This window comes from Acidovorax sp. (genome assembly GCF_046339755.1).
Taxonomy (GTDB): domain Bacteria; phylum Pseudomonadota; class Gammaproteobacteria; order Burkholderiales; family Burkholderiaceae_C; genus Acidovorax.
The window spans coordinates 22,969-40,375 of the sequence record NZ_JBKDTZ010000324.1 but is presented as its reverse complement, the minus strand read 5'-3'; the positions used below and the strand labels follow the sequence as shown (position 1 = coordinate 40,375).

Below are 17,407 nucleotides of genomic sequence, written 5' to 3'. Positions count from 1 at the left end.
CGCAGTGCGCTCTGATTGAACGCGCTCTGCCAAAGCCAGCACCCCATTGCATGGGCCGCCCCGCACCACCGGGGGTGTCCCCTCCCGACTTGTGCTGCAAGACGAGAGAGGGGGACGACGCGAAGCGTGTCAGGGGGTGTTAGCCAATATGTCCCCAGTAGATCAGGGCGTCGCGCTCTTCCACCGACAGCGACACCGTCGCCCCCACCGGCAGCAGCACCTTGGTCTCTACATGCCCGAACGGCAGGTTGGTCAGCACCGGGGCCTTGATCTGCGTGCGCAGCCAGTCCACCACCGATTGCAGTTTGTAGCCCTTGTCGTGCGGCACCAGCTTGAACTGGGTGAACTGGCCCAGCACCACGGCCTTTTGCTGCGCCAGCACGCCGGCGTGGAGCAGTTGCGTGAGCAGGCGTTCGATGCGGTAAGGGTGTTCGTTCACGTCTTCGAGGAACAAAATGCCGCCCTTCACCTGGGGCAGGTAGGGCGTACCCACCAGCGAGGCCAGCACGGCCAGGTTGCCGCCCCAGAGTTGGGCGCTCTTCACGTAGATGTCGGGTACGGCGGGCTTGCCGGTGGCGGCATCGGGCTTTTCGCGGGGCATGCGCCAGCCCGTGCCTTCGCCGTGGCCGGTGAGCAGGTCGTCGAAGCAGGCTTCCATGATGTCGTCGGGCTCGCCCTCGACACCGAAATCCGCGCCCAGTGCCGGGCCGGACCAGCTGATGGCACCGGTCTGCGCCAGCAGCGCATTCTGGAAGGCCGTGAAATCGCTCAGGCCGACGAACTTCATGCCCTTGGCGATGGCCTTGGCCACCGCTTTATAGCGGATGCCCGGCAGGATGCGCGAGAGCCCGTAGCCGCCGCGCGAGATCAGCGCCCCGTCGGCGCCGCGGGCGGCCGCACGGTGGATGGCCGCCAGGCGGGTGGCATCGTCACCGGCAAAGCGGGTGTGGCTGGCCAGCGCGTCCACATCCACCTCCACCTCGTGGCCCAGGGCCTTCAGGCGGGCGATGCCGCGCTTGAATGCGGCCTTGTCGCGCACGGCGCTCGACGGCGAGTAGATATAGATGTGCTTGGGGCCATGGTCATGGCCGCAGTCGCCATGGTGATGCCCGTGATGGTGGTGGTCGTGATCGTTGTTCAAAGCGTTCAGGCGCCGGTGTCGGGCCTGCTCCAGTGGATTCGGCGCTGGCTGCGCGAAAAGGCGCTGGCGTGCGGTCAGGGTGCGAAGTATTCCACAGCCCGCTCGGCAATGCTCCGGCCATGCTCCTGCACGAAGTGGCCGGCCTGTGGCAGCACGATGGGATCCGGGCAGCCGCGGATGTCTGCCCGCAGCGCCCGCATGGTCGCAGGGCCCAGTACCGGGTCCTGCGCGCCCACCGCCATCAGGCTCCGGCCTTGCCACTGCTGGCGCCAGAAATCACGCGCCTGGCGCGAGAGCGCGGCGCCCGGGTCACCGGGCCCCGCCGGCACGCACTCCGGGAACGCGCGCAGCGCGGCGCGGTAGCCCTTGTCGGGGAACGGCGCATCGTAGGCTGCGCATTCGGCCGCAGACAGTTGCGGGTTGCCGCGCGCCAGCAGCCGGCCCACGCCAAAAAGCGGCTTGTCGCGGCACATGGCGCGCCAGTCCACAAAGCCCTGCGGCAACGGCACATCGCCCGTGGCGAGCAAGGTGTTCATCACCAGCAGGCCGCCAAAGCGCTCCGGGCAGTCCATGGGCAGGGTCAGGCCCAGGATGCCGCCCCAGTCCTGCACCACCAGCACGGTGCGCTGCAGGTTGAGGCGCTCCACCAGCTCCAGCAGCACCTGGCGGTGCCATTCGAACTGGTGCACGGCTTCCTTCTTGGGCTTGTCGCTCTTGCCGAAGCCGATCAGGTCGGGCGCCACCACGCGGTCGCCCGCCGCCAGCCACACGGGCAGCATGTGGCGGTACAGATAGCTCCAGGCCGGGTTGCCATGCAGGCACAGCCAGGTGCGCGGCGCGTCCCGCGGGCCTTCGTCGAGGTAGTGCAGGCGCAGGCCGGCCAGGCTGGGCAGGTCGCTCACATACTGCGGCGACCAGGGGTAGCCGGGCAGGTCGGCAAAGGCAGCATCGGACGTGCGCAGCGCATCGTCGCGCAGCGGGTGGCGCGCCAGGTCATCGGCGAGCTGCTGGCTGCGCCGCGCGCCAAAGAAGCCGGTGAGCAGCGCGCTGCACTCAGGGGCCAGCACCCCGCCCTGCACCTGCGTCTGGTGGTTGATGGCGGTGTTGGCAAACAGGTCCAGCACCGAACCTGCGGCACCCGTCTTCGGCTCCGTGGCGCCATAGACCACACGCGCCAGGCGCGAATGCAGCATGGCGCCGCTGCACATGGCGCAGGGCTCCAGCGTGACGTAGAGGGTGCAGCCGTCGAGCCGGTAGTTGCCCAGCCGCTGCGCCGCCGCGCGCAAGGCCACGATCTCGGCATGCGCAGTCGGGTCGTTGGCCTGCACGGGGGCATTGCGGCCGGTGGCGATGACCTGGCCGTCCTGGACCACCACGGCGCCCACGGGCACCTCGCCCGCATCGGCCGCGGCGCGCGCCTCGGCCAGTGCCAGGCGCATGCCGTCTTCGTCGCTCAGCACCGCAGCAGCCATCACTTGTCGGCTTCAGGCAGCGTTTGCGTGCGCTGCTTCATGATGTCGTCCAGCTGCTGCTGGACTTGCTGCTGCACCTGCTGGCTCTGCTCGCGCACATTGCCCGTGGGGTTGATCAAGGGGGACGATGCCCCGGTGCCGGGGATGGGCGCCTGCTGCAGCGCAGCCGCGGGGGCGCGCGTGGATGAGAGCTGCTTCTTGGCCACGATGCCCACGATGGCCAGCACCACGATCAAACCGACCAGACCAAACAACCCACGCATGCCTTGCTCCCAGATACTGTGCAGCCTGCACTGTAAACCGGGATGCATCAGTGCGTCATGGGCAGGGCCGCTCCCATCAGGCCAAACAGTGCGCCGCAGGAACGGTTGAACTTGCGGCCCGTGCGCTGCAGCCAGGGGCGGATGCGGTGCGCCAGGCCGGCCAGACCAAGCTCCACCAGGCATTCCACCGCCGCGAAGGTGCCCGCCATGACCACGAACTGCAGCCACAATTCGCGCCCCGGCACGATGAACTGCGGTAAAAAGGCGCCATAGAACAGCAGCACCTTGGGGTTGGAGATGGCCGCCAGCAGCCCCTGGCGGAACAGCCGGCCGACGGTGATCGCCTGCCCGCCCCGAGCCGTCGGCAAGGCTTGCAGCTGCATGGCCGGCGCGCGCCACAGCTGGATGCCCAGCCACACCAGGTAGGCGCCGCCCACCCACTTCATCAACGTGAGCGCATGGGCCGACGACTGCAGCAGGGCGCCGATGCCCAGCATGGACAGCCCGATCAGGCAGAAAAAGCCCACCGCGCCCCCGCCAATGGTCCACAGCGTGCGTGCCCGCCCGTGCATCGCGCCATGGGCCAGCACCAGCAGGCTGTTGGGGCCAGGGGCCAGCGACAGGCCGACCACCGCGAGCAGGTAGACCAGCCAGATTTTCAGATCCATTTCAGCACCATCCTCTGAGACATGGCCTGCAGTCTAGGCGCGCATTGCTGCCTGGGCAGCATTCAATATGGCTATCATCCATACCAAATTGGACATCACCATGACCGCCGCAACCGCCAGCGCCCTGCCCCGCCCCGATGTGCGCCTGTTGCTGCTGCCGCTGCCCGGCTTCGCCCTGCTGCCCTTTGGCGGCTTTCTGGACAAGCTGCGTTTTTCGGCCGACGACGAGGACCGCAGCCGCCAGCGCTACTGCGCGTGGACCTTGCTGGGCATCGATGGCAACCCTGTAGTCTCCAGCAGCGGAGTACAGGTCGCCATGGATACCACGGCCAATGCCGTGGACCTGGCGGCGTTCGATTACCTGGTGGTCTTTGGCAGCCGCACGGTGCAGGCCTCGCGCGGGTACGTGCAGGCCTATGGCCCGGTGCTGCGCAAGGCGGCGGCGCGCGGCCTGCCGCTGGTGGCCATCGACAACGCCAGCTTTCTGCTGGCCGAGGCGGGCCTGCTGCGCGGCCACCGCGTGGCGCTGCACTGGCGCCACGTGGCCGAGTTCCGCGGTGCGTTTCCGCGCATCGCGGTGGCCAGCGAGCAGATCTACTGCTTCGACCGCGACCGCATCACCTGCGCGGGCGGCACGGCCGCCATCGACATGGCGGTGGAGCTGCTGTCGCGCCACTGCGGCCGGGTGCGCGCCTTCAAGGGCCTGGCCGACATGCTGGTGGACGCACCCCGGCACCAGGGCCACCAGCTGCAGTCCATGGACGGCGGCGGGCCCGACCTGGGCCGCCACCTGGCGCGCGCCGTGGCGCTGATGCGCAGTTCTATGGCCGACGGCATGACCGTGGCCGATCTGGCCCAGCGCATCGGCATCGGCCGCCGCCAGCTCGACCGGCTGTTCGCCGAGCGCTTTGGCATGAGCGCGCACGACCACTGGACCCGGATGCGCATGGAGCACGCCCACTGGCGCGTGACCCACTCGCACCACAGCCTGGCGGCCATTGCCGACGAGGTCGGCCTGGGCAATGCCAGCAGCCTGGCGCGGCTGTTCCGCAAGCACTACGGCACCAGCCCCGGTGCCATGAGGTCCTGAGAACTCCCCCCGCCCGGCGGATCAGCCGGAACCGCTTGCTGAGGGCTCTGGGGGCAGTTGCCTTTCGCGCAGCACGGCATTGATTTCAGCACCGAAGATCAGCGTGGTCGCGCTGATGTAGAGAAACACCAGCGTGGCCACCACGCCCGCGAAGCTGCCGTAGATGAGCACCAGCTTGCCGGCGGTGCGCAGCGAATACGACAGGGTCGCAGCGGCAGCCACCCACAGTGCTGCGCCCACCAAAGCCCCGGGCAGCACCGTGCCCAGGCGCTGCGGAATATCGGGCAGCCAGCCGTAGAGCAGCGCATACAGCAGCACCAGCGTCACATAGGCTGCGCCATAGCGCACGCTGTCGTAGAGCCAGACCACCTCCTGCCCCTCTGCCACGCTGGACACCACGAACTGCCAGATGCGCGGCATGATGATCACGGAGCTGAACACCAGCAGCATCCCCAGGCCGACGATGACCGTGAAGACCGTGACCTTGATGCGCGCCTTCCAGAAGGGCATGCCGCGCGCGATGCCGTACGAGCGGTTCAGGGCCGAGCGCACGGCCTGCATGCCCGAGGAGCTGGTCCACAGCGTCACCACCAGGCCCACCGTGAGCAAGGCCTCATTGCGCTGCGCCAGCACCTGGTGGATCACGGGCTGCATGGCATCGCGCACCACCTGCGGTGCATAGCCCATCACACGCTCGGCAAGCGCCGCTGCCTCACCGGGCTGCCCGAAGAAGCCCGCCGCTGCGGACAACAGTATCAGCAGCGGAAACATGGCCAGCACCGACGAGAACGCCAGGCTGCCCGCCTGGTTCGCGCTCTGGTGCAGGATGTAGTTGCGCACCGCCAGCACGAACACCCCCACCACGGGCAGGTCGGCGATGGCGCGGGCCAGCCACCGCAGGCCCGCCGTCATGGGTGCAATTGCCCTTCGACGGAGTCGTCCAGCGTCTTGCCGATGGCGGCGCCGATCACCATCTTGGTGGCCGCCACCAGGCTGCCGTGCTTGTTGTCCCAGTAGTAGCCCGACTGCGGCACCACTTCGATCACGGTGATGCGCGGGTCGCCCTTGCCCTCGGTGAACCAGGTCTTCATCAGCGGGTCCCACAGTTCGTCGATGAGGGCCTGGTCGCGGTGGATGCGGGCCGTGCAGTCGAGCACGAGAAAGCCTGCGTGCTTGGAGCCCTGCATGAAGATGCGCACCTGGGGGTCGGCCTCGATCTCACGGTTCTTGTGGCTGTCGGACGCGCTCAGGAACCACAGGCGGCCATGCTCGTCGACCTTCTCCACGCCCATGGGCCGGGTGCCGCGGGTCTCGCTGTGGGGTGCGTTGGTGCAAAAGAAGCAGGACTTCGCGTCCTCGGCCATCTCGCGGATGCGCCGCGTGGCCTCGGCCCCGCTCAGGTGCTGGTGCGTGTCTTCGGACTGGTTCTGGTTGATGGAATCCATGGTGCTTGCTGCTGGGGTGGTGGGTGGTCGGAATTGGGCCTCAACCTGAGGGCCAAGAATGTAGGAGGCCAGCCAATTGCCTGCCTCGCGCAGTCCCTGTTCTTCACGGATTCCCGATCGGGTGTAGGAAGAGCGCGCGACCCCTCCGGGCGGGCTTCCCAAATCGCAAGCGCTGGTTACAGTGAAAGCACACGTCCCGCCGGCCATGCGTGGCATGCCGCCGGCCCTGCGGCTACCGCGCACCGACCCATGAAAGGCCCGACCATGAAGACCCTTGCCCTCACCACTGCCTGCCTTGCGATGGTCACGCTGGCCGGGTGCAGCAGCAACGGACCCGCCCCCGTGGCGCGCACGGCGGCCGACGACCCCACCGCCACCTGCCTGGCCGCGCTGGACGGCGATGCGACACTGGCCGTGCTCAAGCCCCGCGTGGGCAGCCTGGCCGATGCGGACGCCCCGCCCCTGGCCCTGCGCAGCAGCACGGCCATGCCCACTGCCGAGGAGAAGAAAGCCATCCAGTCCTGGGCGGGCCTGCGCAAGGACTGCGTGAACCGGGGGGCGGAGTTCCGCCTCACCAACGCGCCACCGGCCTATGCAGACATCGTGGAGGAAGAGAACTCCCGCTTCACGGTGCTGCTGTCGCGCCTGTACGTCGGGCAGGCAGGGTATGGCGAATTCCTCAACGAACGCAGTCTGCTCGACCAGGAGATGATGAGCCGGCGCAACAACGCACGCGAGCAGCACCAGCGCGCCAATGCCCCCATCCGCCAGGAAGAGGCGGCGCGCCGCCGGGCGGAGCTCAGCGAGGCCCTGGTGCTGCTACAGATGCCCCAGTAGCGGGTGCTGTAGCGTCCGTGGTTCTCACAGCAGGCTTGCGATCAGCAGCCCTGCGGCCCCGCACGCCAGCAGAGAGGCCACGACCATGAGCGCGCCGTCGCGCAACAGCAGGGCCAGGCCGATGGGTGCGATGGCCGCCATGGGCGGCCGAACTGGCAAAGGGAAAGAGTTCGAGCGGCGGGACCATGCAGGCCAGCGCATGCCGGACAGCAACGCGTCCGCGGGTGCTGGGCCGCCAGGCCATGCACCAGGGTGCCTGCAACGCCTGCCATGTGATTCCCGGCGTTACAGGGCCGAGACGCATATGGGCCCGCCGCTCGCGGGCTTGCCGCCTACCTGGCAGGGCCCAAGTAAAAGGGCCGCGGCATTTCCGCGCTTCCGGACGCCAAGCGCCACCCGCGCCGCGGCCTTGAGAGATCTCCAGGCGCCCACAGGCTGGCAAGTTGACTGGCGTGGGATCGGCACATGCACCCCACTGTCGATGCCGGGCACCAGCCACCAAGTCAGCGACCGGCGACCCCGCCTGTAGAACGAACGGCAAGTTCCCCGGCCGGCCCGGTGGGAATCAGGACTCGGCCGTGAAGCCGATGGCCTTGACGATCGGGCCCCAGCGCTCGGTGTCGGCCTTGAGCGCCGCCGCCAGTTCGGCCGGAGTGGATGAACGCGCCTCCAGCCCCATCGCCGCCAGTCCGGCGATCACATCCTTGTCCACCAGCGCCGTGCGGATGGCCGCATTGGCCTTGGCCACCAGTTCGGCCGGTGCCTTGCCCGGCAGGAAGAAGCCGAACCATTCGTTGTAGGCCATGTCCTTGTACCCCTGCTCCACCAGGGTGCTCACGTTGGGCATGAATTTGTTGCGCGTGGCGCCCGAGGTGGCCAGCACGCGGATCTTGCCGCCTTGCAGGTGGGGCAGGAATTCGCCCACCGGGGCCGAGACCGCCGCGATCTGCCCGCCCAGCAAGTCCAGGATGGCGGGCTGCGAGCCACGGAAGCCCACATGGCGCATGTCCACCTTGCCGGCGCGGCTGATGAGTTCGCCCACGAAATGCGGCACCGATCCCGGCGCGGGTGAGCCGAAGTTGGCGCCCGTAGGGTTGGCCTTGCACCAGTCCAGGAACTCGGGCACGGTCTTCACCGACACGGGCACCTGCGGGCCCACGGCAAAGCCCATGTCGAACACCACGCCCAGCGAGACCGGGGTCACGTCGGCCACGGGGTCGTAGGGCAGCTTCTTGTAGGTGTGGGGGTAGATGCCCAGCATGGACATGGGGGTCACCAGCCAGGTGGCGCCGTCCGCGGGCAAGGTCTTGAGCGTGGTGATGGCGATCTGCCCGCCAGCGCCGGTCTTGTTCTCCACCACGGCCGACTTGGCGTAGCCGCCGGTGATCTGGGTGGCCACGCGGCGCGCCAGGGTGTCCACCGTGCCGCCGGCGGCAAAGCCGGCCAGGATCTTCACGGTGTCGATGGCCTGGGCCTGGGCCATCAAGGGCAGGCTGCCTGCGGCGCCGGCAAGGGCCCATTGCAGGGCGTCGCGGCGCGACAGGGATGTGGAAGCGGTCATGGTCGGTCTCCTCATTGTTTGTAATGGAACGGATTCAAGAACCTGTTCAAAGACCCCGGAGTTTATGCCGGTGCCTGCACCAGGTCATAGAGGGTCAGCCCTGCCCTGCGCACCGCGGCCCAGAACAATTTGGCATACAGGTCGTTGTCCGGGTCGGTCAGGCCCACATCACGCGACGAAACCGCCAGCGCCTGCGCCGCGATCAGCACATTGGCGCCGGCCATGGAGTCGGCCAGCACCTGCACCTCGCAGGCGCGCTGCAGCACGTAATTGAAGTAGAAGGCCTCGGGCACATTGCGGCCCGTCACCAGCAGGCCATGGTTGCGCAGGATCAGGCAGTTGCTGCTGCCCAGGCTCTGCACCAGGCGGCCTTGCTCGCCCGGGTGCACGGTGATGCCCTCGAAGTCGTGGTAGGCCACATTGCCGTTCAGGAAGGCCGAGTAGAAATTGTTGAACTTCAGCCCCTCTTCCTTGCAGGACACGGCCACGCCCGCCGTGTTGTGGGTGTGCATGATGCAGTGCGCGTCCGCCCGCGCGCCGTGGATCGCGCTGTGGATCACGAAGCCCGCGCGGTTGACCGGGTAGCCAGCCTCCCCCACGGGGTTGCCCTGCAGGTCGATCTTGACGAGGTTGTTCGCCGTTACCTCGCCATAGTGCAGCCCGAAGGGGTTGATGAGGTAGTGGCCGGCGTGCGAGGGCACGCTCAGCGTGATGTGGTTGAAGATCTCCTCGCTCCAGCCGCGCGCATGGAACACGCGATAGCACGCCGCCAACTGCACGCGCAGGCGCCACTCGTCGAGCTCCATGCCTGCCGGGCGGCTCGCCGCCAGATCTTTGTCATCGAACATTCCCATTCCCTCCCACAGCGTCAGGCGCTCTCGATCATGATTGTCCGGGATGCCCCCGCCGCAATGCGCTTTTGCCACTCGGCCGGCCCGGTGATGTGGGCACTGGTACCGCCGGCATCCACCGCCACCGTCACCGGCATGTCCACCACCTCGAATTCGTAGATGGCTTCCATCCCCAGGTCGGCAAACCCGAGCACCTTGGCGGTCTTGATGGCCTTGCTCACCAGGTAGGCGGCTCCGCCCACGGCCATCAGGTAGGCGCTCTGGTGCTTCTTGATCGCCTCAGCTCCACCGCCAGTTGGGTCGAATTGCCCAGGCCCGAGGACGAGAAGTTGAGCTTGCCGGGGTTGGCCTTGGCGTACTTGACCAGGTCGTCGAGCGACTTGAAACCCGTGGCCGGGTTCGCCACCAGGATGAAGGGCACGGTGCTGAGCATGCCCACGCCCACGAAGTCCTTCTCGGGATCGTAGGGCAGCGGCTTGTAGACGAACTTGTTGAGCACCATCTGCGAGACGCCGCCGAACATCAGCGTGTAGCCGTCGGCCGGCTGGCCGAGCACCTGCTGCGCGGCGATGATGCCGCCCGCACCCGGCTTGTTCTCCACCGTGATGGTGGCATTGATGGCCTTGCCCGCATGCTCGGCCCACAGGCGCGCCACGGTGTCGGAGCGGCCGCCCGCCTGCTGCGAGACCCCCAGGCGGATCGGGCGATTGGGGTCGTTGCTGGCATCCTGCGCCTGCGCAGCCGGCAGCGCGGCCAGCGACGACAGGGCGAGCACCACGGCCTTGGCGGCGAGGCAGAAAGATTTCTTCATATCGGCAGATCTCCAAGGGTGAACGGCAAGGATGTGGCAGCCGCATGAAAAACCGGCTGCATGCCAACGATTATTCGGCGCCCTCGCTCTGCGGACCAGTGAATTCGCACGATGGATCCATTAGCATTCACTCATGACTGCTTACGACCAAGTGGCCTGGGCGCGCCGGCTCAAGGTCAAACATCTGGAATCCTTCATGGTGCTGGACGAGGCCGGCACCCTGACCGAGGCCGCCGCACGCCTGCACATGACGCAGTCGGCCATGTCGCACTGGCTGGCCGATCTGGAGGAACGGGTGGGCACGCCCCTGGTCACGCGCGGGCGGCGCGTGCAGCTCACGCCGGCCGGCATCATCATGAAGCGGCTGGCCATCAGCGTGCTGGGCGACATCACCCGCACCCAGGCCGAACTGGGCGCCCTGGCCCAGGGGCGCACCGCGCGGCTGCACATCGGCAGCGTATGGGCGGGCGTGGCGCGCGGCATAACGCAGGCGCTGGTGGAGTTCCAGGCCCTGTACCCGTACATCTCGGTCACGGTGTCCGAAAGTCCGCTCACCCAGTTGCTCGAAGGCATCGACAACAAGCAGCTGGACCTGGCGGTGTGCTCGCTCGACTCACGCGCCTACAAGGAAGGGCTGGAGCACCGCGAGCTGTTCGACGACAACGTCTGCCTGGTGGTGGGCCGCGCCAGCCGCCACTGGGAGGCCAAGGGCCCCATCCGCCTGATCGACCTGGTCCACGATAACTGGATCATGCCGCCGCCGGGCACCCTCACCCGCTCACAGCTCGACGCCGCCCTGCTGGACGCCGGGGCCTCCTGGCTGCGGCCCAAGGTGGAAACCCCGGCCATCACCACCCTGCAGGCCCTGGTGCACCAGGGCGACTACATCGGCGTGTGCTCCGAGGCCATGGCCCGCTACCAGGTGGCCCTGGGCAATATGCGCATCCTGCCGCTGGACCGGACGATCCGCTTCGGGCCGGTGGGGGTGATCTGGGCGAAGGACAACACGGCGGAGGCGGTGAGGTTGTTTGTGGAGCATATTGCGCAGGTGGTGGGGCGGTCGGGTTGAATCACCGCAGCGAAAGCAGGCCGCTGAACAAGGTGACGAACCTGAAGGAAAACATGAAGGCAATCCATACCGCTTTTGCCATCTGGCGGAGCTGGAGATCAAGGGGGTGAGCCCAAGAAGGCTGACCTGTGAGCCGTGAAAGAAGCCGGCCAGGGACCGGCGTGGCCGCAATCGAACGCCCTGCAGCGGGTTTGGGGTGCCACCGGTTTTGACCCACGGCAATCCCGGCAAGCGGCTTGCGTGGTCCAATCCATGCCGCCCAATCACCGCTTCGCTCTTGCCATGTCCAGTCCCTCCCCCTTGGCCGCCGATCCCCCCGCTGCCCCCTCCCCGACCCAGGCCACCGCCTCCCCACCCGCCCCCCACACCCCCACCGAAGACGCCGTCGCCATCTTCACCGGCGTCCTCCTGATCTCCGTGGGGGTGGCCTTCTTCACCAGTGCCGGGCTGCTCACGGGCGGCACGGCGGGGCTGGCCTTCTTGGCTCACTACGCCACGGGCATTGGCTTTGGCAAGCTGTTCTTCGTGTTCAACCTGCCCTTTTACTGGCTGGCGCTGCGCAAGCTGGGACGGGCGTTCACGGTCAAGACCTTCATCGCGGTGCTGCTGCTGTCGGGGCTGACGGAGCTGCAGTCGCATTTCCTGCAGTTCGCGCAGTTGCAGCCGCTGTATGCCGCCATTGCAGGCGGCACCATCACGGGCGCGGGGTTCCTGGTGCTGTTCCGCCACCGCTGCAGCCTGGGCGGTGTGGGCATTGCCGCGCTGTATTTGCAGGACCGCTATGGCTGGCGCGCGGGCAAGATCCAGATGGCAGTGGACTGCGCCATTGTGCTGCTGGCGCTGTTCACGGTGGAGCCGCTGCGCGTGCTGGGGTCGATTGCGGGCGCGGTGGCGCTCAACCTGGTGTTGGCCATGAACCACCGGCCGGGCCGCTACATGGGGACATGAGTGGCCAGCAAAAATCTTCTGGCGTCGTTGCTGCGTCTTGTCGTACTACCCGTACTGCCTGCGACACAGCGCCTAGCCAGAATCGCTTCGCTGAGTTTTTCTGGCCACTCTCAGCGGGCAAGCTTTACGACACCGTGTCCGAAAAATCCGGCCGCACGTCCACCGGCGTCCACTCCATGTCGCCGCAGATGATGAGGCGCTGACCGTGGCGCTCCACGCTCACGGACAGGGTGATGCACATGCTCAGGCTCTGCATGGTGCGGTAGGGGCGCGTGACCTGGACCACGCCCACGTCGGCCAGCGCGCGGCGGAAGTACGGCCGGCGCGACCAGCGGGCGCCGGTGGTGTCGCGCAGCGGGGCGAAGGCATCGCGCTCGGCCAGCACCAGGCCGCGCCCGGGGGAGAACAGGTTCACGCCCACCTGGTGGCCGCTGGCGTCGAGCAGGTAGCAGACGTCGGCGTTGTGCAGCCCCAGAAAGCCGGCGCAGGCCTCGGCCAGGGTGGCGCCGGCCTGCATGCCCGCGCAGGCATGCTCCATGGCCTGCACGTAGGGCTGCAGGCGATTGCGGTAGGCACGGCGCTGCTCGTGCCAGCGGTCGCCGCACAGGGCCCAGGTGTCCTCGATCTCTTCGCTGGTATAGGCCGGGGGCAGCAGTTGCGCCGCAGGGCGGCCGAAGAAGTAGCCCTGCACGAAGTCGGTGTCGGAGTCGAGGGCGACCACGGCCTCCTCGCGCCGCTCGACGCCTTCCATGAGGACCAGGGCGCCGCATTCGTGCAGCAGCGAGACCATCTGCGTGGTCACGCGCCGCACGGTCTGGCTCTGCGCGGCCTTGACGACCACGCTGCGGTCCAGCTTGACCAGCGTGGGCGCGAGGGTGAACACCCGGTCGAAGTTGGAGTGGCCAGCGCCGAAGTCGTCGAGAGCGAGCAGAAAGCCCTGGGCCTTGAGTTCGCGCACCTGGGCTTCGAGGTCCACATGGTCGTCGATGGCGGTCTCCAGGATCTCCACCACGATCTGGTGCGGCGCCAGGCCCGACTGGCGGCAGATCTGCTGCAGGCGCTGCGAGGCCGACATGGCGTTGCCGCGCGAAAAGATGGAGGCGTCGACGTTCAGGAACAGCCAGTGTGACTGCGGCGGAAAGCGCGCAAAGCTGCCGGCGTGCAGCTCGCAGGCGGCCACATCGAGTGCGGTCTGCTCTTCGACCGACTGGCAACGGGCAAAGAGTTCGGGCGGCGACACGGGCGTGCCATCGGGCATGGTCCCCCGGAGCAGGGCTTCATAGCCCACCACGCGGCGATGGGCCAGGCTGAAGATCGGCTGAAAGTGGGACTTCAGTGCTATCGTCACGGCAGGGTCGCTTGGAAGGCTGCAGGCTGGGTTTGGAGCATGGTTTCGTCAGGTGGATGGATGCCTGCTTTTTCAACAGCCCGGTGGAGCCGCGCAAACAGGATTTTGCATGCGCTTCGGGAACCTGGTCGTCAGCCAGCCCAATGCCCTCAAGGCATTCGCAGCATCAGCATCTTCCGTGCCAAGCATGCTTGGGGATGTGAGCCACGCACAGGACAGGCAGGCGAGCGGGCGGACCTCACGCTACCCCTTGGCAGCATAGCGCTGCGCCATCAACTGCTCAAAATTTTCCAGCGGCACGGGCCGGCTGAACAGGTAGCCTTGCCACTGCGTGCAGCCGTGCTGCGCCAGGAATTCGCGCTGGGCCGCGGTCTCCACGCCCTCGGCGATGACGCCGATGCCCAGGCTCTGGGCCATGCCGATGATGGTCTGCACGATGAGCGCGTCGGTCTCCTGCAGGCCGATGTTGCGCACGAAGCTCTGGTCGATCTTGAGCTGGTCCAGCGGCAGCCGCGTGAGGTAGGACAGCGAGGACTGGCCGGTGCCGAAATCGTCCATCGAGAAGCCCATGCCCAGTGCGCGCAGCGCGTTCATGCGAGCGATGGTGTGCTCCACATTGTCCAGCGCCATGCTCTCGGTCAGCTCCAGCTTGAGGCGGTCGGCGCGGGCGCCGGTTTCGCTGAGCACGGCACACACCTGGTCCACGAAGTCGCCCTGGCGGAACTGTCGTGCGCTCACGTTCACGGCCAGCTGCAGGTGGCTGCGCGCGGGGTCGTCCTGCCATTGGCGCAACTGCCGGCAGGCAGTGCGCAGCACCCACAGGCCGATGCCGAGGATCTGCCCGGTCTCTTCGGCCAGCGGGATGAATTCACCGGGCATGACCAGGCCGCGCCCGGGGTGCTGCCAGCGGATCAGCACCTCGGCCCCGATGGCCTGGCCGCCCTGCCCCACCTGCACCTGGTAGTGCAGTCGGAACTGGTCCTCGGCCAGGGCGGTGCGCAGGTCGTTTTCCATCGCGGCGCGGGCCGTCACCGCGGCCTGCATGCGCGGGTCGAAAAAGCGCACGGCGTTGCGCCCGGCGGTCTTGGCCGCGTACATGGCCAAGTCGGCGCGCTTCATGAGCTCGTCCACCGACTGCTGCGCCTGCCCGCTGAACAGCACGGCGCCAATGCTGGGCGTGCTGTGCACATGGTGAAGCGCCAGCTGGTAGGGCTGGTTCAGCGCGGCCAGCACCTTGTTGCCCACGGTCTGGGTGTGCTCGGCGGCTTCGGTGGGCTCGCTGCTCATGCCCTTGAGCAGCAGCAGGAACTCGTCGCCGCCCAGGCGCGCCACGGTGTCGCCTTCGCGCACGCAGGCCTTCAGGCGCTGGGCGACCTGCTGCAGCAGCACGTCGCCCATGTCGTGGCCCAGGGTGTCGTTGAGGTTCTTGAAGTGGTCCAGGTCCAGGCACAGCAGCGCACCGTACTGGCCCGAGCGGGCGCTGCTGGCAAAGGCCTGCTGCAGCCGGTCCATCATCAGGCGGCGGTTGGGCAGCAGGGTGAGCGGGTCGTAGAAGGCCAGGTGCTCGATCTCCCTGGCTGCGGCCGCCTTCTGCGTGATGTCGCTCAGCGAGGCCACGTAGTGTGTGAGCCGCCCCTCGCCGTCCTGGACCGCCGTGATGCTCATCTGGTGCAGGCTCACCCGCCCGTCCTTGCAGCGGTTCCAGATCTCGCCGCTCCACTCGCCCACACTGTCCAGGGTCCGGCGCAGGCCGGTGAAGAAGGCCGCGTCGTGCTGGCCCGAGGCGAGAAAGCTGGCGCGCCGGCCCACGGCGTCGGCGCTGTCGTAGCCGGTGATCTTGGTGAAGGCGCGGTTGGTGCGCAGGATCACGGTGTCGGCATCGGTGACCAGCATGCCCTCCTGCGATTCGAAGGCGATGGCGGCGATGCGCAGCTCCCGCTCGGCGTTCTTGCGCGCTGTGATGTTGTTGCCGATGCCTCGGTAGCCCACGAAGGCACCGTCCGCATCGAACATCGGCGTGCCGCTGACCGAGACCCACTCCACCGCCCCTGAGGTGGACCGGCGCGGGTACTCGAAATCACGGAACTCGCGGTGCTCGCGCAAGGTCTGTTCATGCTGCGCCCAGTCGACCGCGATGCCCTCGGACGCAGCCACCGCGCCGCCGTCGTCGGTGGCCACCTCGTGGCGGGTCTTGCCCACATGCCACTGCGGGCCCGGCAGGTTGCGCGCTGCAGCCACGCCCTCCAGTGTCACGAAGCGCAGCTGCGCGTCCTGCTCCCAGTACCAGTCCGATGACAGCATGGTGAGCGTGCGAAAGCGCGCCTCGTTGTCTTCGAGCTGGCGGCGCACGCGGTACGACTCGGTGACATCGCTGAACACCAGCACCACCCCGGTGATCCCGCCTGCGGCATTGCGGATCGGGGCCGCGCTGTCGGCAATCTGGTATTCAGTGCCGCCGCGGGCAATCAGCGTGGTGTGGTTGGACAGCTCCACCACCAGGCCGCTGGCCATGACCAGTTGTACCGGGTCTTTCGATGGCTCGCGGGTGCGCGCGTTGACGATGCGAAAGATGTCCGTGAGCGGCCGGCCCCGCGCCTCGCGCAGCGGCCAGCCGGTCATCTGCTCGGCCACGCCATTCATGCGCACCACCTGCCCCGCGGCATCGGTGACCACCACCGCATCACCGATGGAGTCCAGGGTGATGGCCAGGTTTTCCTCGCTCTGGCGCAGCTCGCCTTCGGCCTGCTGGCGGGCCTGGGCCATGTGGTTGAAGCGCTGGGCCAGTTGGGCCAGCTCGCGAAACCCCGTCTCGGGCACCGCAGCCACCTGCTGGCCCTGGGCGAGTTGGTCGGTGGCCCGCAGCAGCCGTGCCAGCGGCTTGCCCACGCCGCGGCGCACGCCTTCGTGTGCCAGCACGAACGAGGCCAGCAACCCCAGCAGCAGAAAGCCGATATCACGCCACATCTGCCGTGCGATGCGGGCATACAGCGCATCGAGCGGCACCGACAGGCGCATGCTGGCCACCGGCCTGCCCTGGGATTCGAGCAGGGGCCGCACCACCTCGATGTAGCGGGCACCGTCCTCGGTCTCCAGCAGGCTGGCGCCGCCCTGCAAGGCCTGGGCGCCAGCCCCCGGCACGGGCAGGTCGGGCTGGGTGCCCAGCTCCTCCGGCTCGGGCGGATAACGCGCGAGCACCCGGCCATCGGGGCCGATCACGCGGGCCACGGCACCATCGGGCAGGCCCAGCTCATGCAGGCGGCGGCTCCACCAGTCGAGCGACACCACGGCCACGGCCGCGCCCAGCACGGCGCGGGTGTCGGGGTCGATCAGCGGTTGCGCAAAACTCACGCTGGCCACGCCCACCGCCGGGTCCACCTGGAAGCTGCCCACGGAGAACTCGCGCGCCACGATGGCCCGCAGGAAGTGGGGCTGGTCGGTCAGGTTCACCGGCACCCGGGCCGGCACGGCACTGCAGCGCAGGTCCCCGTCGGCGCGCGGCAGGCCGATGTTCACGTAGGTGGCGTTGAGCGCCAGCACCTCGGCCAGGTACTGCGAACAGTCGGGGGCATCGAGCTGCTGCGCCCGGCGGGTTGCGGCCAGCTGCTGCAAAAAGGTGCGGGTGGAGTCGATCAGGCTCTGCTGGCTGGAGGCCAGGGTACGGGTCAGGAGCAGCGCACTCGCGCGCGCCGCAGCCACCGACTCCTCGCGGCTGGCCTGCGCCTGGTAGGCCACCAATGCCAGCGCAGGCAGCGTGGCCACCAGGATCAGCAGCCGGATCCTGGCAGACAGGGAGCCCGTAGCCAACTGCGGCAAAGCACGCATGGGGCCTTTCGCGTAAGGACGTGGTTTTTGGGCCTGCCGGACGCATGGTCCCCGGCGAGGCTCGCAACCATACTAACATCT

14 protein-coding genes and 2 pseudogenes are annotated in these 17,407 nt (G+C 68.0%); 4 read left to right on the top strand and 12 right to left on the bottom strand.

The annotated features are described in order from the left end of the window. Positions 1-139: 139 nt before the first annotated feature. The 4 genes from ACK59X_RS28845 to ACK59X_RS28830 form a co-directional block, all read right to left on the bottom strand. Positions 140-1,141 (bottom strand): LD-carboxypeptidase, encoded by a 1,002-nt coding sequence (locus ACK59X_RS28845; protein ID WP_409961963.1) that lies wholly within the window; start codon positions 1,139-1,141, stop codon positions 140-142. 74 nt (positions 1,142-1,215) lie between these two features. Beyond that, positions 1,216-2,613: a tRNA adenosine(34) deaminase TadA gene (gene tadA, locus ACK59X_RS28840; protein WP_409961961.1), complete on the bottom strand. Its 1,398-nt coding sequence runs from the start codon at positions 2,611-2,613 to the stop codon at positions 1,216-1,218. After that, a complete protein-coding gene (locus ACK59X_RS28835) occupies positions 2,613-2,876 on the bottom strand; it encodes a hypothetical protein (protein ID WP_409961959.1) in 264 nt (87 codons plus the stop codon). The genes tadA and ACK59X_RS28835 overlap by 1 nt, the downstream gene beginning before the upstream one ends. A gap of 47 nt (positions 2,877-2,923) precedes the next feature. Continuing rightward, positions 2,924-3,544, bottom strand: coding sequence for a LysE family translocator (locus ACK59X_RS28830; RefSeq protein ID WP_409961957.1), 621 nt, complete (start codon positions 3,542-3,544; stop codon positions 2,924-2,926). Positions 3,545-3,644: 100 nt separating this feature from the next. On the opposite strand from ACK59X_RS28830, the gene ACK59X_RS28825 reads away from it, so the two are divergent. Then, positions 3,645-4,634, top strand: coding sequence for a GlxA family transcriptional regulator (locus tag ACK59X_RS28825; RefSeq protein ID WP_409961955.1), 990 nt, complete (start codon positions 3,645-3,647; stop codon positions 4,632-4,634). Between the two features lie 21 nt (positions 4,635-4,655). Here ACK59X_RS28825 and ACK59X_RS28820 read toward each other — a convergent pair whose 3' ends face one another. Then, the gene (locus ACK59X_RS28820; protein WP_409961953.1) at positions 4,656-5,546 is read right to left on the bottom strand and encodes a YihY/virulence factor BrkB family protein; all 891 of its coding nucleotides are present in this window, start codon (positions 5,544-5,546) and stop codon (positions 4,656-4,658) included. Beyond that, a complete protein-coding gene (locus ACK59X_RS28815) occupies positions 5,543-6,079 on the bottom strand; it encodes a pyridoxamine 5'-phosphate oxidase family protein (protein ID WP_409961951.1) in 537 nt (178 codons plus the stop codon). Before ACK59X_RS28815 ends, ACK59X_RS28820 begins: the two co-directional genes overlap by 4 nt. Before the next feature lie 264 nt (positions 6,080-6,343). On the opposite strand from ACK59X_RS28815, the gene ACK59X_RS28810 reads away from it, so the two are divergent. Beyond that, positions 6,344-6,916: a hypothetical protein gene (locus ACK59X_RS28810; RefSeq protein WP_409961949.1), complete on the top strand. Its 573-nt coding sequence runs from the start codon at positions 6,344-6,346 to the stop codon at positions 6,914-6,916. 565 nt (positions 6,917-7,481) lie between these two features. On the opposite strand, the gene ACK59X_RS28805 is transcribed toward ACK59X_RS28810, so the two are convergent. The 4 genes and pseudogenes from ACK59X_RS28805 to ACK59X_RS28790 form a co-directional block, all read right to left on the bottom strand. Continuing rightward, on the bottom strand, positions 7,482-8,477 hold the full coding sequence (locus ACK59X_RS28805; RefSeq protein ID WP_409961948.1) for a Bug family tripartite tricarboxylate transporter substrate binding protein: 996 nt from the start codon (positions 8,475-8,477) through the stop codon (positions 7,482-7,484). Between the two features lie 62 nt (positions 8,478-8,539). After that, the gene (locus tag ACK59X_RS28800; RefSeq protein WP_409961946.1) at positions 8,540-9,325 is read right to left on the bottom strand and encodes a class II aldolase/adducin family protein; all 786 of its coding nucleotides are present in this window, start codon (positions 9,323-9,325) and stop codon (positions 8,540-8,542) included. Between the two features lie 20 nt (positions 9,326-9,345). Continuing rightward, positions 9,346-9,609, bottom strand: a pseudogene (locus ACK59X_RS28795) (fumarate hydratase C-terminal domain-containing protein); the annotation flags it as partial. Next, a pseudogene (locus ACK59X_RS28790) lies at positions 9,600-10,139 on the bottom strand (Bug family tripartite tricarboxylate transporter substrate binding protein); the annotation flags it as partial. The pseudogenes ACK59X_RS28795 and ACK59X_RS28790, both read right to left, overlap by 10 nt. 133 nt (positions 10,140-10,272) lie before the next feature. Between ACK59X_RS28790 and ACK59X_RS28785 the strand changes: the two are divergent. Both ACK59X_RS28785 and ACK59X_RS28780 read left to right on the top strand, forming a co-directional pair. Further along, positions 10,273-11,208, top strand: coding sequence for a LysR family transcriptional regulator (locus ACK59X_RS28785; RefSeq protein ID WP_409961944.1), 936 nt, complete (start codon positions 10,273-10,275; stop codon positions 11,206-11,208). Positions 11,209-11,490: 282 nt separating this feature from the next. Beyond that, positions 11,491-12,156 (top strand): YitT family protein, encoded by a 666-nt coding sequence (locus ACK59X_RS28780; RefSeq protein ID WP_409961943.1) that lies wholly within the window; start codon positions 11,491-11,493, stop codon positions 12,154-12,156. 124 nt (positions 12,157-12,280) lie between these two features. On the opposite strand, the gene ACK59X_RS28775 is transcribed toward ACK59X_RS28780, so the two are convergent. Further along, a complete protein-coding gene (locus ACK59X_RS28775) occupies positions 12,281-13,504 on the bottom strand; it encodes an EAL domain-containing protein (protein ID WP_409961941.1) in 1,224 nt (407 codons plus the stop codon). Positions 13,505-13,747: 243 nt separating this feature from the next. Then, the gene (locus ACK59X_RS28770; RefSeq protein WP_409961939.1) at positions 13,748-17,326 is read right to left on the bottom strand and encodes an EAL domain-containing protein; all 3,579 of its coding nucleotides are present in this window, start codon (positions 17,324-17,326) and stop codon (positions 13,748-13,750) included. Positions 17,327-17,407: the final 81 nt, after the last annotated feature.